This is a genomic window from Falsiphaeobacter marinintestinus, assembly GCF_007923355.1.
Lineage (GTDB): Bacteria > Pseudomonadota > Alphaproteobacteria > Rhodobacterales > Rhodobacteraceae > Phaeobacter_A > Phaeobacter_A marinintestinus.
Genome location: NZ_VOGO01000008.1, coordinates 101153 through 115954, shown reverse-complemented (window position 1 = coordinate 115954; position 14802 = coordinate 101153). Strand labels below are relative to the sequence as shown.

At 59.9% G+C, this 14802-nt stretch carries 12 protein-coding genes; 8 read left to right on the top strand and 4 right to left on the bottom strand.

What is annotated here, in order from left to right; translation table 11 throughout:
* Window positions 1–50 precede the first annotated feature (50 nt).
* Both panC and panB read right to left on the bottom strand, forming a co-directional pair.
* The gene (gene panC, locus FOY56_RS17145; RefSeq protein WP_146347099.1) at window positions 51–893 is read right to left on the bottom strand and encodes a pantoate--beta-alanine ligase; all 843 of its coding nucleotides are present in this window, start codon (window positions 891–893) and stop codon (window positions 51–53) included.
* Window positions 890–1720, bottom strand: coding sequence for a 3-methyl-2-oxobutanoate hydroxymethyltransferase (gene panB, locus FOY56_RS17140; protein ID WP_146347098.1), 831 nt, complete (start codon window positions 1718–1720; stop codon window positions 890–892). The genes panC and panB overlap by 4 nt, the downstream gene beginning before the upstream one ends.
* Window positions 1721–1880: 160 nt before the next feature.
* Here panB and FOY56_RS17135 point away from each other — a divergent pair, with 160 nt between their 5' ends.
* From FOY56_RS17135 to FOY56_RS17100, 8 genes are all read left to right on the top strand, one after another.
* A complete protein-coding gene (locus FOY56_RS17135) occupies window positions 1881–3371 on the top strand; it encodes an ABC transporter substrate-binding protein (protein WP_146347097.1) in 1491 nt (496 codons plus the stop codon).
* Window positions 3372–3491: 120 nt separating this feature from the next.
* Window positions 3492–4556 carry a ligand-gated ion channel gene (locus tag FOY56_RS17130; RefSeq protein ID WP_146347096.1) on the top strand — a complete coding sequence of 355 codons (1065 nt, stop codon included), beginning with the start codon at window positions 3492–3494 and terminating at the stop codon, window positions 4554–4556.
* A gap of 40 nt (window positions 4557–4596) precedes the next feature.
* Window positions 4597–5544, top strand: coding sequence for an ABC transporter permease (locus FOY56_RS17125; protein WP_146347095.1), 948 nt, complete (start codon window positions 4597–4599; stop codon window positions 5542–5544).
* Complete coding sequence (locus FOY56_RS17120) at window positions 5541–6356, top strand: ABC transporter permease (RefSeq protein WP_146347094.1); 816 nt, start codon at window positions 5541–5543, stop codon at window positions 6354–6356. The genes FOY56_RS17125 and FOY56_RS17120 overlap by 4 nt, the downstream gene beginning before the upstream one ends.
* On the top strand, window positions 6353–7957 hold the full coding sequence (locus tag FOY56_RS17115; protein ID WP_146347093.1) for an ABC transporter ATP-binding protein: 1605 nt from the start codon (window positions 6353–6355) through the stop codon (window positions 7955–7957). Before FOY56_RS17120 ends, FOY56_RS17115 begins: the two co-directional genes overlap by 4 nt.
* Entirely contained in the window at window positions 7954–8823 is an 870-nt protein-coding gene (locus FOY56_RS17110) for an alpha/beta fold hydrolase (protein WP_146347092.1), read from the top strand. Before FOY56_RS17115 ends, FOY56_RS17110 begins: the two co-directional genes overlap by 4 nt.
* On the top strand, window positions 8816–10276 hold the full coding sequence (locus FOY56_RS17105) for an aldehyde dehydrogenase family protein (protein ID WP_146347091.1): 1461 nt from the start codon (window positions 8816–8818) through the stop codon (window positions 10274–10276). Before FOY56_RS17110 ends, FOY56_RS17105 begins: the two co-directional genes overlap by 8 nt.
* Window positions 10269–11186, top strand: a complete 918-nt coding sequence (locus FOY56_RS17100) for a DMT family transporter (protein ID WP_146347090.1) — start codon at window positions 10269–10271, stop codon at window positions 11184–11186. The genes FOY56_RS17105 and FOY56_RS17100 overlap by 8 nt, the downstream gene beginning before the upstream one ends.
* Here the strand turns inward: FOY56_RS17100 and pncB are convergent.
* Window positions 11159–12448 (bottom strand): nicotinate phosphoribosyltransferase, encoded by a 1290-nt coding sequence (pncB, locus tag FOY56_RS17095; protein ID WP_146347089.1) that lies wholly within the window; start codon window positions 12446–12448, stop codon window positions 11159–11161. The genes FOY56_RS17100 and pncB overlap by 28 nt on opposite strands.
* Before the next feature lie 63 nt (window positions 12449–12511).
* A complete protein-coding gene (locus FOY56_RS17090) occupies window positions 12512–14731 on the bottom strand; it encodes an ATP-binding protein (RefSeq protein WP_146347088.1) in 2220 nt (739 codons plus the stop codon).
* Window positions 14732–14802 lie beyond the last annotated feature (71 nt).

The following is a 14802-nucleotide window of genomic DNA, read 5'->3' as shown; positions in this document are numbered from 1 at the left end:
CGAGACTAGCAGTCTTTGACAGGTCCGCCAGCCCGTTCAGTCCGCCGACGTCAGACCGCAATATTGTCGATCAACCGGACCCCGTCGATCCAGGCCGCTATGAACAGGCGCGCGGGGGCATCCAGGTGATCCATCGCGGCAAGGCCATCAGCGCGGCGCAGGTCGAGGTATTCAATTTCATCAAAGCCTGCTTCGTTCAGTCGGGCGCGGGCGCGGTCGGCCAGCGGGCGAAAGACGGTACCGTCCCTGAGTTCGGCTGCCATGTCGTTCAGGATCGGATAAAGATTGGCCGCCTGACGCATTGCATCTTCGGACAGACGCAGGTTGCGCGACGACATGGCAAGTCCTGATGGTTCGCGCACGGTCGGGCAGGCGATGACGTCAATCGGGATGTCCAGATCGGTGGCCATGCGGCGCACGATCTGGAGCTGCTGATAATCCTTTTCGCCGAAATAGGCACGATCAGCCCCGGTTTGCAGGAAGATCTTGCTGACCACCGTTGCCACGCCATCAAAGTGTCCCGGACGATGCGCGCCGCACAGAACATCGGTCAGACCGGTGACCGAAACGGTTGTGGCAAAGCCGTCGGGATAGACTTGATCGACATCCGGCACATAGATCGCATCGACGCCATACGGCGCGAGCTTTTTCGCGTCGTCATGTTCAGTGCGGGGATAGTTCTTGAGGTCTTCGGGGTTGTTGAACTGTTTGGGGTTCACAAAAATCCAGACAATGACGCGATCGCATTGCGCCTTGGCGGCCTGAACCAGTGACAAATGCCCGGCATGCAGCGCGCCCATGGTGGGGACAACGGCGACTGTCTGCCCGGCGCGTTTCCAGCCCGTGCTGAGTTCGCGGATTTCGCACAGTTGGCGCAGGATTGGAGCGGTCACTTGGTATCCCCTGTGTCGTCGGCAAAGACGTGTTCATCAGCCGGGAAGCTGCGCGCGCGCACGTCAGTGGTATAATCTGCAATAGCCGCTTGGGCCTGTTCGGCGAGATTGGCATAGCGTTTGACGAACTTTGGTTTGAACGCGGCAAACAGGCCCAGCATGTCGTCAACCACCAGCACCTGACCATCACACCCGGCGGACGCGCCGATCCCGATGGTTGGGATGTCGATTGCGGCGGTGATCTTGTCGGCAAGGCTCGCGGGGATCTTTTCAAGCACAACGGCGAATGCCCCAGCTTCGGCCACGGCATGGGCATCGGCCATCAACGCGTCACCGGCGTTGCCCCGTCCCTGCACCTTGTAACCGCCGAACACGTTCACCGATTGCGGGGTCAGGCCGATATGGGCCATCACGGGGATACCGCGTTTGACCAGAAAGGCGATGGTGTCGGCCATTTCAACGCCGCCTTCCAGCTTGACCGCCCCTGCCCCGGTTTCGGCCATCAGGCGGGCGGCGTTGGCAAAAGCGTCGGCAGGGCAGGTTTCATAGCTGCCAAACGGCATGTCGACGACCATCAGAGCGCGCTCCAACCCGCGCGCCACCGCTTTGCCGTGCAATATCATCATGTCCATCGTCACGCCCAACGTCGATGGCAGGCCGTGCAACACCATGCCAACACTGTCACCGACCAGAACGAAGTCGCAGTGATCGTCCATCAGCTGCGCCATCGGCGTGGTATAGGCGGTCAGGCTGACGATCGGATCGCCACCCTTGCGGGCCCGGATGTCCTGAACTGTCAGAGTTGGCGTTTTGGATGTTGCGCTCATTTTGCCCCTCCACGGCGAAGTGGTGGGGCAGATAACAACCCCGAACCCGAGGTTCCACCCCGGTTGCGCGAACATATCCTTGATTACGTAGGGTATTCCAGAAACACTCCCAAACAGACACTTGCCGGAATCGACCGGAACTCAGGATAGGGAGTTATCCATGACGCATCTCCAAACCCGCCGCAGAGTCGGCCCGGCCCTCGCGATCTGCGCCAGCATGATCGCTGGTCAGGCGCTGGCGCAGGACGACATCATCGTGGCCATGCAGTTGGAGCCTCCGCATCTGGACCCGACAAGCGCCGCAGCAGGCGCCATCGATTCTGTGCTGTATTCCAACGTGTTCGAGGGTTTGACGCGGTTCATGGGCGACGGTTCGGTCGTGCCCGGGCTGGCCAAAACCTGGGACATTTCCGAAGACGGCCTGACCTATACCTTCCATTTGCAGGATGGCGTGACGTTCCATGACGGCACGGTCATGGACGCGGCGGACGTCAAGTTCACACTGGACCGGGCGCGCGCCGAAGACAGCGTGAACGCGCAAAAGGCGCTGTTTGCAGGAATCACCGATGTGATGGTCGTCGATCCGCTGACGGTCAAGGTCACACTCGATAAGCCGAATGGCAGCTTTTTGTTCAACATGGCCTGGGGCGATGCAGTGATCGTTGCACCGGACAGCATTGACGACATCAAGCAAAAGCCTGTCGGCACGGGGGCATTCAAGTTTGTCGAATGGTCGGCGGGCGACAAGATCGTGATCGAAAAGAATCCCGATTACTGGGGTACGCCGGCCATTCTGGACAAGGCGACGTTCAAGTTCATCAGCGACCCAACGGCCGCCTTTGCCGCCGTGATGGCCGAAGATGTGGATGTTTTCTCGGGCTTTCCGGCCCCGGAAAACCTGCCGCAATTCGAAGCTGATCCGCGATTTCAGGTGCTTGTCGGATCAACCGAAGGCGAAACCATCCTGTCGGCCAACAACAAACAGGCGCCGTTTGACAACGTGAAGGTGCGTCAGGCCGTGGCGCATGCGATTGACCGCCAGGCAATCATCGACGGTGCGATGTTCGGCTATGGAACCCCGATTGGTACGCATTTCGCGCCGCACAATCCGGCCTATGTCGATCTGACCGGCAATTCGGCCTTTGACCCCGAGATGTCGAAAAAGCTGCTGGCCGAGGCCGGACTTGCCGATGGGTTCGAGACGACGTTGCACCTGCCGCCGCCGTCTTATGCCCGACGCGGCGGTGAGATTATCGCAGCGCAGCTCGCACAGGTTGGTATCAAGGCCGAGATTATCAACGTTGAATGGGCCCAGTGGCTTGAAACCGTGTTCCGGGGCAAGAATTTCGGCCTGACCATCGTCAGCCATACCGAACCGATGGATATCGGCATCTACGCCCGGCCAGAATACTATTTCCAGTATGACAACCCGGCCTTTCAGGAGCTGATGACCACGCTGACCGCGACCACCGACCCAGACCAGCGGACCGCGCTGCTGAAAGAGGCCCAGACGACCATCGCAAATGATTATGTGAACGGGTACCTGTTCCAGCTGGCCGCGCTGAGCGTTGCCAAGGCCGGTGTGCAGGGTCTGTGGACCAACGCGCCGACGCAAGCCACCGATCTGACGGCTGTAAGCTGGGACAAGTGACGAGAAAATGAACCAAAACAGGACGCTTCGCAGGTTTTGTGGGGCGTCCTGTGCGATCGACATTCGCGGTGTGGGATTCGTCTGCCTGCGCAAAAATAATTCTGCCGGACTAGGGACATCATGCAAAGATTGTATTTTCGTGTTTTAGCGTGGCTGTTTGTGGCCCTCGCCGGATCAACGGTCGCCAGTGCGCAAGGATTTGACAACGCCAATCTTCGCGGGGCCATCACCATCCCGGACACTCCGATGATCGTGAACGTCGCGATCGAGCTGGAACAAATCACTGCGGTCGACCAGAAATCCGAAAACTATGGTGCGGTGGCAACCATACGCATGGAATGGGCCGACCCGAAACTGGCATTTGACCCCGCCGAGGCTGGCGGAGACCTCATGGTTCTGGATGTCGATGCTTATGTCGACTTGGCCCGCGAGAGCGGGTCGATCGTGCCCAGCTTTTCGATCCACAACCAGCAAGGCAATCGATGGATTCAGAATGAACTTGTGGTGATCAACCCGGATGGCCAAACCCGGTATCTTGAAAAGTCTTCGGTGACGCTGCAGGCACCTTATTTCAATTTCACGCGCTACCCGTTTGACCGCCAGGTGTTCTTTTACGAGATCGTTTCGCATTTCCCCGACACCGTCGTTCAATTCAAGCCCGACAATGACATGTCTGGTCTGGGCAGCTTGCTGGGCGAAGAAGAATGGATTTTGTACAATCCGGAAATGGTGATCTCAGAGGCCCGCGGGCTGAGCGGTCAACCCAGTCCCAAGGCTGCGCTGAAATTCGAAGGTCGCAGGCATACGCAATACTATCTGACACGGATCTTTCTGCCCTTGCTCGTGCTGGTGGCGGTGTCGTGGTCGGTGTTCTTTCTGGACGGGTACAGAAAACGGGCAGAAGTGGCCGGGGCGAACCTGCTGGTATTTGTCGCGTTCAACTGGGTGATTTCGGACGAACTGCCAAAACTGGGCTATCTGACGTTCCTTGATTTCATCCTGCAATGGATGTTCGTGGTGACCGGGTTGCTCGTTGTTTTCAACGTGTTTCTGAGCCGCCTGAAGGCCAACGGCCGCGAGGATGTGGCCATCACACTGGACTGGTATCTGTTCAGATGGGTGTATCCGATCGGGTATATGGGCATCGTTGCATTCGGGATTTGGCAATACCTGTTGCGTCAGTAGGGGCTGGACCACGCGCAAGCGCGCTCCTAACGTGCGGCCAATGCTACGGTATTCTCTGAAACGTCTGTTATCGCTGCTGATCAGCCTGGCCGTCGCCAGTCTGGTGATCTTCCTTGTGATTGAGGTCGCGCCGGGCGATCCGGCGTCATACATGCTGGGGATGAACGCGCAGCCCGATACGGTTGCCGCGCTGAGGGCTGAACTGGGCCTGGATGTGTCCAAGACCGATCGCTATCTGGCCTGGGTCACCGGCATGTTGCAGGGCGATTTCGGCACGTCGTACACCTATCGCACGCCTGTATCTCAGATGATCGCGGTCCGCTTGTGGGTGTCTCTGCCACTGGCCTTATATGCGCTGACGCTGTCGACTTTGATCGCGTTTCCGGCCGGAATCTATGCCGCTGCACGGCGGGGTCAGGCTGGCGATGTGGCAGTGATGGGCGCAACCCAATTGGGCGTGGCGATCCCGAATTTCTGGTTCGCGATGATGCTGGTGCTGATTTTTGCCATCAACCTGCGCTGGTTTGGCGCTGGCGGCTTTGCGGGATGGGAGGACGGGCTGTTGACCGGGCTGCATTCGCTGACCCTGCCCGCCATTGCTCTGGCACTGCCGCAGGCCGCGATTCTGGCGCGCGTCATGCGCTCGGCCCTGTTGGATATTCTGGGCGAAGACTTCATGCGCACCGCCCGCGCCAAGGGTCTGACACGACGCCAGACGTTGTGGCGGCACGGGCTGCGCAATGCGCTGATCCCGGTGCTGACCATCATTGGCTTGCAGTTTTCGTTTCTGCTGGCCGGGGCGATCATCATCGAGCAGGTGTTTTATCTGCCGGGGCTGGGGCGGCTGGTGTTTCAGGCGATTTCATCCCGCGACCTGATCGTGGTGGAATCGGTGGTGATGCTGCTGGTCTTTGCCGTGATCACGGTGAACTTCCTTGTCGATCTGGCCTATGCCGCTGTCGACCCGCGTCTGAGGTCACGGACATGAGGCGCAATCTGATCCTTGGCGGCATCCTGTCATCGCTGGTGCTGCTCGCGGCGCTGATATCGTTTGTCTGGACGCCGTATGACCACGCCGCGATGAACATCCCCGACAAGCTGCAGATCCCGAATGCGCAGCATTGGTTCGGGACAGATCACTTCGGGCGCGACATGTTCAGCATGATCATGGTCGGCGCGCGTACCTCGCTGGCCGTAGCATTGCTGGCCGTCGGGATCGGTATGGGGTTGGGCGTGCCTTTGGGGCTGGCGGCGGCCGCGCGCAAGGGATCGTGGCTGGACGAGCTGATCATGCGCGGCAACGATCTGGTGTTTGCCTTTCCCTCGCTGATTATTGCGATCCTGATCACCGCAGTGTTCGGAGCCGGGGCGGGCAACGCGATCATCGCCATCGGCATCTTCAACATCCCGGTTTTCGCCCGCATCACGCGGGGCGGCGCGCTATCGTTGTGGGAGCGGGAGTTCATCATGGCCGCGCGGGTTGCAGGCAAATCCTCGACCCGGATTTCTTACGAACACATCCTGCCCAACGTCGCGAACCTGCTGATCGTGCAGGGCACCATCCAGTTCAGCCTTGGTATTCTGGCCGAGGCAGGTCTGTCTTATGTCGGACTTGGCGCGCAGCCTCCTACGCCCAGCTGGGGCCGGATGCTGGCCGATGCGCAAACCATGGTCAGCTTTGCTCCACATCTGGCGCTGATCCCCGGCTTTGCGATCATCCTGACCGTGCTGGGGCTGAACCTGATGGGGGACGGGTTGCGCGACTGGCTGGACCCAAGGCTGAGGGTGCGGCGCGCATGACCCTGCTTGAGATCAATCACCTGTCCCTGTCGATTGGCGGTGTTGCGATCCTGATGGACGTGAGCCTGTCGATTGCGCCGGGTGAAATTGTGGCCGTCACCGGGGAAAGCGGGTCGGGCAAGTCGATGACAGCGTTTTCCGTCATGCAGTTGCTGCCGAACCTCGCACATGTATCCGGACAAATCCGGCTGGACGGGACCGACCTTCTGGCGTTGGACGAAGACACCATGTGTGGCGTTCGCGGACGTCAGATTGGTATGGTTTTTCAAGAACCGATGACGGCGCTGAACCCAGTCAAAACCATCGGCGATCAGGTGATGGAAACCATCCTGATCCACAAAGCCATGCCCCGGCCCGAGGCTGAAACCCGTGCCCGCGACGTGCTGGATCGTGTTGGCTTGCCCGCTGACCAATTCCCGTTGTCGCGATATCCGCATGAGCTGAGCGGCGGGCAGCGTCAGCGCGTTGTCATCGCCATGGCCATCGCGTTGCGCCCCAAGCTGCTGATCGCGGATGAACCGACCACGGCGCTGGATGTGACGACACAGGCGCAGATCCTTGAGTTGCTCAAGGGGTTGGTGCGCGAATTCGACATGGGTCTGTTGATGATCACCCATGATCTGGCCGTGGTGTCGGACATGGCCAACCGGATCGTGGTCATGCGCCACGGCGAGGTTGTCGAAACCGGGCCGACCAGCGATTTGTTTGCCAACATGCAGCACCCTTATACGCGAATGCTGTTCGAAGCATCCGGCCATCAGGTGCAACTGCCCGCCCCTCCCGCGCCACAGCCGCTGTTAGAGGTTCGCGACGCCATTCGCGATTACCGGGTGCCCCGGACAGGGCTGTTTCAGCCTCAAGGTCATCACCGGGCGGTCAAACAGGTCAGTTTCACTCTGAACCGGGGCGAACGTCTGGGGCTGGTCGGCGAATCCGGCTGCGGGAAATCGACCCTGACGCGCGCGATTCTTGGGCTGGAGCCTTTGCAGGGCGGTGAGATCCTGCTGGATGGCGAACCGGTGTTTGCCGGGCATCGACCCAATCTGGACGTGCGGCGAAAGATGCAGGTGGTGTTTCAGGACCCGTTCGGCAGCTTCAACCCCCGCCACAAGGTCGATCGGCTGATCACCGAACCGTTTCACCTGCTTGACGCGCCCCCGACCGGACCGGCGCGCGAACAGGCGATTGGCGAGGCGCTGACTGCGGTTGGCCTGAACCCGGGTGACGCGGCCAAGTACATTCACGAGTTTTCAGGAGGGCAGCGCCAGCGCATCGCTATCGCGCGGGCCCTGATCATCAAGCCAAAACTGATCCTGTTTGATGAGGCCGTAAGCGCGCTGGATGTCTCAGTCCGCGCGCAAATTCTGGACCTGCTGGCCGATCTGTGCCGGGCGTATCAACTGACCTATCTGTTCATTTCACATGACCTGAGCGTGGTGCGAACCGTGACCGACCGGGTTCTGGTGATGAAAGCGGGCGAGATCGTGGAACAGGGCGCGACGGAAGCGGTGTTTTCCGCTCCTCATCACCCTTACACCCAAAGCCTGATCGCCGCCGCCCCGGTGCTGCCGTCCGTTACCCAGAAAGGAGCAAGCGCATGAGGATCAAAGTCAACGGCGTGCGTCTGTTCGTGGACTTCGAAGGCGCAGGATTGGTGCCGGACGGGTCTGAAATGCGCGAAAAACCGACACTGATCGTTCTGCATGGCGGGCCGGGGGCAGATCATTCGATCTATAAACCGGGCTATGGCGCACATCTGTCGGACTTGTGCCAGATCCTGTACCTGGACCATCGCGGCAACGGGCGGTCCGATGATGGCGATCCCGCGCTTTGGACCCTTGCGCAATGGGCCGATGACATCGCGGCGCTGTGCGATCAACTGGACATCGTCCGTCCGATCATTTTCGGGGCCAGTTTCGGCGGCTTTGTCGCGCAGGCGTTTGCCACGCGATATCCCGAACGGCTTGGCGGCTTGATCTTGTCCAACACGGCCGCGAAAGTCGATTTTGAGACCATGTATGCGGCGTTTGAACGGATCGGCGGTGCAGAAGCAGGCAAAGCGGCCCGTACCTATTGGGGGGCGCCCACGTCGCAAAGCCGGGCTGCCTATGCGCAGATCTGTCTGCCGCATTATGGCGTTACAGAACCAGACCCGGCGTTCTGGGCACGGATCATCAAGAAAGACCCGGTGGCGTTGCATTTCAACGGCCCGGCGAACGAAATGGGCCGGTTTGATTTTCGCAATGATCTGGCCCGCGTGACCAGCCCGGCCATGGTGGTTTCGGGCGACCGCGATCCGGTCATGCCGGATGCGTTTGCCGCAGTGATCGTCGATAGTTTGGCGAACGCCACCCCGTTGACCTATCATTGCCTTGAAAGCGCTGGCCACGTGCCGCAATTCGATACACCCGACCTGTATTTCCAACTGCTACGCGACTTCGTCAAAAGGATTGCCGATCATGTCTGACACGGTTTCTGCCCTCTGGTTTGACCCTGAACTTTGCCTTGTCGGAGCCGAATGGCGGCCTGCGGTCTCTGGCGCCACCCTGCCCCTGACCGATCCGTCCGACGGGTCGGGCATTTGCCGGATTGCACGGGGCAGCAAGGATGACATCGACGCTGCTGTTTCTGCGGCCCAGGCGGCGCTGGACAGCGACTGGGGCCGGATGCCCGCATTTGAGCGGGGTCGCATCTTGACCCGGCTGGGTCAGCTGGTGCTGGACCGCGTCGAAGATCTGGCTGTGCTGGAAGCGATGGATGTCGGCAAACCGCTGACCCAAGCCCGCAACGATGCCATTGCATTGGCCCGCTATTGCGAATTCTACGGCGGCGCGGCGGATAAGGTGATGGGCGACACCATCCCCTATCTGGATGGCTATACGGTCTATACGCTGCGCGAACCGCATGGGGTCACCGGCCACATCGTGCCGTGGAATTACCCGATGCAGATCATCGGGCGGTCTGTTGGCGCGGCTTTGGTGATGGGCAATGCCTGCGTCCTGAAACCAGCCGAAGAGGCCTGTCTGACCGCGCTGGCCTTTGCCCATCTGGCGCGCGAGGCTGGTTTGCCCGATGGCGCGCTGAATGTGGTGCCGGGTTCGGGGGCCGAGGCCGGGGCCGCTTTGTCATCGCATCCTGGCATCAACCACATCAGTTTCACCGGGTCGGTGCCCACCGGCGCTTTGGTGCAGGCGGCCGCCGCAAAAAACGTGGTGCCGGTGACGCTGGAGCTTGGCGGGAAATCCCCGCAATTGGTGTTTGACGATGCCGATCTGGACGATGCCCTACCGTTTCTGGTGAACGCTGGCTGTCAGAACGCTGGCCAGACCTGTTCGGCCTCGTCCCGGATTCTGGTGCAGCGCGGCGTCTATGACATAGTCCGGGACAAGATGGCCAAAGCTTACGGCGACCTGACTGTCGGCCCCGCGATGCAGGATCTGCGGGTCGGTCCGCTGATCTCGGCCCGCCAGAAAGAGATCGTCACCGGTTTTCTCGACAAAGGGGCAGATCTGAACATGGCAGCGCAGGGTGTTCTGTCAGACAGTGCGCCCGATACCGGGGCCTATGTCCTGCCGACGCTGTTCGCGGACGTCCCGCCCGAGCATGTGTTGGCCCGGGACGAGATCTTTGGCCCGGTTCAGGTGATCATCCCGTTCGATACCGAGGACGAGGCCGTGCAGATCGCCAACAACACCGACTATGGGCTGGTTGCATCGGTCTGGACCCGCGATGGCGCGCGCCAGATGCGACTGGCAAAGCGACTGCGGGCCGGGCAGGTGTTTCTGAACAACTATGGCGCAGGCGGCGGGGTTGAACTGCCCTTTGGCGGAGTCGGTAAATCGGGACATGGCCGGGAAAAAGGGTTCGAGGCGCTGTATGGGTTTTCTCAACTGAAGACCGTCGCCGCACGGCATGGATGACGACAGGCCGGACCGCGCGGCGCTGGCCATCAGCCTGTCTTTGCTGGCGTTGGCCTTGTTTGCCGCGATGGGATTGGTCATCAAACACCTGTCGCCGTTCTATTCCGCGGCCGAGCTGTCAGCCTATCGAAACCTGTTCGGCCTGATCCCCAGCCTTGTCGTTCTGGTCACGTCATCGGGGTGGCACGAGCGGGGCCGGATCTGGCGTTTGCGACAGTGGAAGTTGGCCGGATTTCGCGGCTTTTGCGTCGCCTGCGCGCAGTTCCTATATTACATCTCGCTGGCAAACATCGCTTTTGCGACCGCAACCACGATCACTTACGCCAATTCCCTTTTCATGACGGCCCTGGCAATCCCGTTGCTGGGCGAACGGGTCGGCGCAATACGCTGGATCGCAGTGCTGATCGGGTTTCTGGGCGTGATGATGATCATGAAACCGGGCGCAGACAGCTTTTCGATCTATTCGCTTGCCCCGTTGGGCGCAGCGTTTGGATATGCGCTGGTCGGGGTACTGGCGCGCTGGTTCGACGCCGATGCGCCATCGCCGCTGATCAACCTTTACACCTCGGCAACAGCGGCTGTGGCCGCGTTCGTTCTGGCTATGGTGCTTGGAGGGTTTTCGCCGATCCTCGATCTGGGCCAATTGGGCTGGATCATGGCGATGGGTGGTTTCGGCGGCACCGCGACGCTGTTGTTGGTGATCTCTTTCCGGATGACGGAACAAAGCAACATTGCACCGTTCAACTATTTCGGCATCCCGATGGCGTTTTTCTTTGGCTGGATGTTTTTCGACGAAGCACCGGTGTCAGACCTGTTCCCCGGCGCGCTGCTGATTGTCGGCGGCGGGCTGATGGTGATCTGGCGTGAACGGCGGATCAGACGTCAGACGACGACTTCGATACGTTCCTGATCACCGACACCGAAAACCCGCTTATAGCGTTCGATCTCGCTTGCCGGGCCCATCGCCTTTTCGGGGTTGTCCGACAGCTTGACCGTGGGGCGTCCATTGGCGCTGACCGCCTTGCAGACAAGGCTGAACGGCGCCAGCCTGTCGCCGGGTACCAGGCCCCGGAAATCGTTGGTCAGCAAGGTGCCCCAGCCAAATGAGCTGTTTGTGCGACCCTTGAACTGTTCGTGCAGTTCAACGATCTTGTCGACATCCAGCCCGTCGGAAAAGATAACGCGCTTGGTCATCGGATCTTCGCCACGCGATTTCCACCAATCGATAGCGATTTCAGCGCCTTTTGCCGGATCGCCAGAATCAATCCGCACACCGGTCCACCCCGCCAGCCAGTCTGGCGCATGATCCAGAAACCCCTGAGTGCCATAGGTGTCAGGCAGAATGATGCGCAAATTGCCGTCGTGGTCACGGTGCCAGTCGGACAGCACGTCATAAGGGGCCTGCGCCAGCTCTTCATCGGTTTCGGCCAGCGCTGAATAGACCATCGGCAATTCATGTGCGTTGGTACCGATCGCCTCGACCTCCCGGCGCATGGCGATCTTGCAGTTGGACGTGCCGGTAAACTTGTCACCCAAGCCTTCCATCATCGCCTGCACGCACCAGTCCTGCCACAGAAAGGAATGGCGACGTCGGGTGCCGAAATCGGCGATGCCAAGACCATCGATATCCCGCAGACGGTCGATTTTTTCCCACAGGCGCGTCATGGCCCGCGCATAAAGTACCTGAAGTTCAAACCGTCCCATATCGTTCAAAACTGCCCGCCCGCGCAGTTCCATCAAAACGGCAAGGGCAGGGATTTCCCACAGCATGACCTCGGGCCAGCTGCCCTCAAACGTCAGTTCGTACTGGTCACCTTTGCGTTCGAGGAAATAGGGCGGCAGACGCAATTGTTCGAACCACTCCATGAAGTCGGACTGAAACATCTGGCGTTTGCCATAAAACGTGTTGCCGCGCAGCCATGTGCTTTCGCCCCGGCTGAGGCTGAGTGACCGGATATGGTCAAGCTGTTCGCGCAATTCACCTTCGTCAATCAGATCGGCCAGCGGCACCTGCGTTGACCGGTTGATCAGCGAAAAGGTGACTGTGGTGTCGGGTTTGTTGTGAAAAACCGACTGACACATCAGCAGCTTATAGAAATCTGTATCGATCAGGGACCGGACGATCGGATCGATCTTCCATTTGTGATTGTACACACGGGTTGCGATATCCACGGTCGACCTCATCGGTTGCGCCAAAGCGTGATACGTCAACCAGGGCACCGGGGCCAAGCGAAATCAACCTGTGTCTGCCCCCTGGGGCGGAGAGCAATGATGCATCAAGCTGGCCAGAAGGTCGGACCGGCGGACCGGCTTGGTCAGAAAACCCTCCATTCCCGCCGCCAGACAGGCCGCGCGGTCGCGGTCAAAAGCGTTCGCGGTCAGGGCAACGATCACGGGTTGCGGCCCACTTTGGGCCCGGATGTATTCTGTCGCCTGAAGGCCGTTCATCACCGGCATCGACATGTCCATCAAGATAAGATCGGGGTGCCAGTTGCAGGTTTCGTCCACCGCTTCCTGTCCGTCATGGGCAAAGCGCAGTTCGACAGGCGTATCGGCGAGGTATTTTTCGATCAGCATCCGGTTCACCCGGTTATCCTCTGCCAAAAGGATCCGCCGGCCCTGAAGTCTGTTAAGGTCGCCGCTGTCCGGCTTGGATGGGTCAGCGTGTTCCTGTTCAGCCGCTCGTCCGAGGGTCACGGCAAACCTGAAACAGGACCCGGCACCGGCGGTCGACCGCACCTCCATCTTGCCCGCCATGGCGTCGATCAGCTTGCGCGAAATCGACAGGCCCAGCCCGGTTCCGCCGAACCGGCGCGTGGTTGCCGTGTCGGCCTGCACGAAGCTGTCGAAAATGGCATTCAGCTGGTCTTCGGCGATACCCACACCAGTATCTTCAACCTCGATTTCGATGCGGTAACCCTCTGACACGGGCATATTGCGGACCCGTACAGACACGCCGCCAACATCGGTGAACTTGACGGCATTTCCAATCAGGTTGATCAGAACCTGCCGCAAGCGACCTTCGTCGCCGACGACCTGACCGGGCAGGCTATCAAGCCCGTCCAGCGTAATGGTCAGCCCTTTTTTATGGGCTTGCGTAGACAGAAGGGCTGCAACCTCTTGCAGGCAGGCCCGCAGATCGAACGGGGCCAGGGTCAGGGTCATCTTCTTGGCGTCCAGCTTGGACATATCCAGAATGTCGTTGATGATTTTGACCAACGCTTCGGCCGAGTTGCGGATGGTGTCGACATATTGGGTCTGTTCGGCGGTCAGACCGGTCCCGCCCAGCATGTCGGCCATGCCGATCACCCCATTCATCGGCGTGCGGATTTCGTGGCTCATGGTCGCCAAAAAGTCGGCTTTCTCACGTGCACCTTCTTCGGCTGCGCGACGGGCATCCGCCATTTCCTGAGCGTGGCGGCGCGCGTCGGTCACGTCACGTTCGACAGCGACCATCATCTCAAGCGTCCCTTTGTCATCAAGCACCGGGACAAGGTTGGTTTCGATCCAGATCAGGCTCCCGTCGCGTCGGGTATTCTGGATCTCGCCCCTGTAGGGTACGCCAAGCGACACGGAACGGGCGATGTCTCTCACAGTCTCCGGGTCGGTTTCGGAGCCGTTCAACAGGTCGCCGGGATGCTGGCCAAGCGCCTCGTCCATGGGATAACCGGTGATATTCGTGAACGCATCATTGACCCATGTGATCCGCCCTTGGGTGTCCGACAAAATAACGGCGTCATTGGCGTTTCGCGCCACAAGCGACAGTTGCCGCGCCTCTTTTTCGCGGGCTGCCAGTTCCCTTCCCTTGGCGGTCAGTTCCATCGTGCGGCTGACATTCTCGCGGAACCCACGGATCACGAAGCCAAGGAACATATAGACCAGATAGGTCATGATCAGGGCGCCGCAGATATCCATCACCGATGCCGAGGCCAACCGGTGATCTACCACCCAGATCGATCCGAACATGATCAACAGCATCGCGGAATAGACCAGCAGCCGCGCAATGGCAGCGGCGGGATGAAACGGCAGGACCAACCCGGCGTTGATCGCGGCCCCGGCCAGAAACGCCACCGGAAAAAGCGAGGACTCGGAACTGTTTGTTCCGAACCAGCAAAGCCCCACACAAATGGCAATTGTCATGGCCTGAAACGTCGCCGTGACCGTGCTGATCACATAGATCTGTCGATACGCCGACCCCTGACGCAGGCGACGGGCCGCGCTGCGCAAATAGAGGCAATCAATGGCTTCACCCAACAGGGCGAAGCCAACAGCCGCGAGGCCATATGCGGGACCGTTCACGAAAAACAGCACCAACGCCCCGGCGGCCGTCATGACCTGGCGGTTTGCGAAGTGCTTTAAACGACCACGCGCATAGCGCGCCAGCAGGCCGCGGCGGCTAAAGCGACGCTCGAATGCGGCAAGCGAATCGACTTCGGCAGAAGCCGGGTGATCCATAGTCAGGCCTTGCGGAACAGTTTCATTGCAGGGCCATTAAGGCGCAAAGGGGTTAACAATCCGAAACCAGG

Bases quoted from the DNA above. Each gene is read 5' to 3' on its own strand.
- panB (WP_146347098.1), bottom strand. From the start codon at position 1,720: ATGAGCGCAACATCCAAAACGCCAACTCTGACAGTTCAGGACATCCGG.
- FOY56_RS17135 (WP_146347097.1), top strand. From the start codon at position 1,881: ATGACGCATCTCCAAACCCGCCGCAGAGTCGGCCCGGCCCTCGCGATC.
- FOY56_RS17130 (WP_146347096.1), top strand. From the start codon at position 3,492: ATGCAAAGATTGTATTTTCGTGTTTTAGCGTGGCTGTTTGTGGCCCTC.
- FOY56_RS17125 (WP_146347095.1), top strand. From the start codon at position 4,597: ATGCTACGGTATTCTCTGAAACGTCTGTTATCGCTGCTGATCAGCCTG.
- FOY56_RS17120 (WP_146347094.1), top strand. From the start codon at position 5,541: ATGAGGCGCAATCTGATCCTTGGCGGCATCCTGTCATCGCTGGTGCTG.
- FOY56_RS17115 (WP_146347093.1), top strand. From the start codon at position 6,353: ATGACCCTGCTTGAGATCAATCACCTGTCCCTGTCGATTGGCGGTGTT.
- FOY56_RS17110 (WP_146347092.1), top strand. From the start codon at position 7,954: ATGAGGATCAAAGTCAACGGCGTGCGTCTGTTCGTGGACTTCGAAGGC.
- FOY56_RS17105 (WP_146347091.1), top strand. From the start codon at position 8,816: ATGTCTGACACGGTTTCTGCCCTCTGGTTTGACCCTGAACTTTGCCTT.
- FOY56_RS17100 (WP_146347090.1), top strand. From the start codon at position 10,269: ATGGATGACGACAGGCCGGACCGCGCGGCGCTGGCCATCAGCCTGTCT.
- FOY56_RS17090 (WP_146347088.1), bottom strand. From the start codon at position 14,731: ATGGATCACCCGGCTTCTGCCGAAGTCGATTCGCTTGCCGCATTCGAG.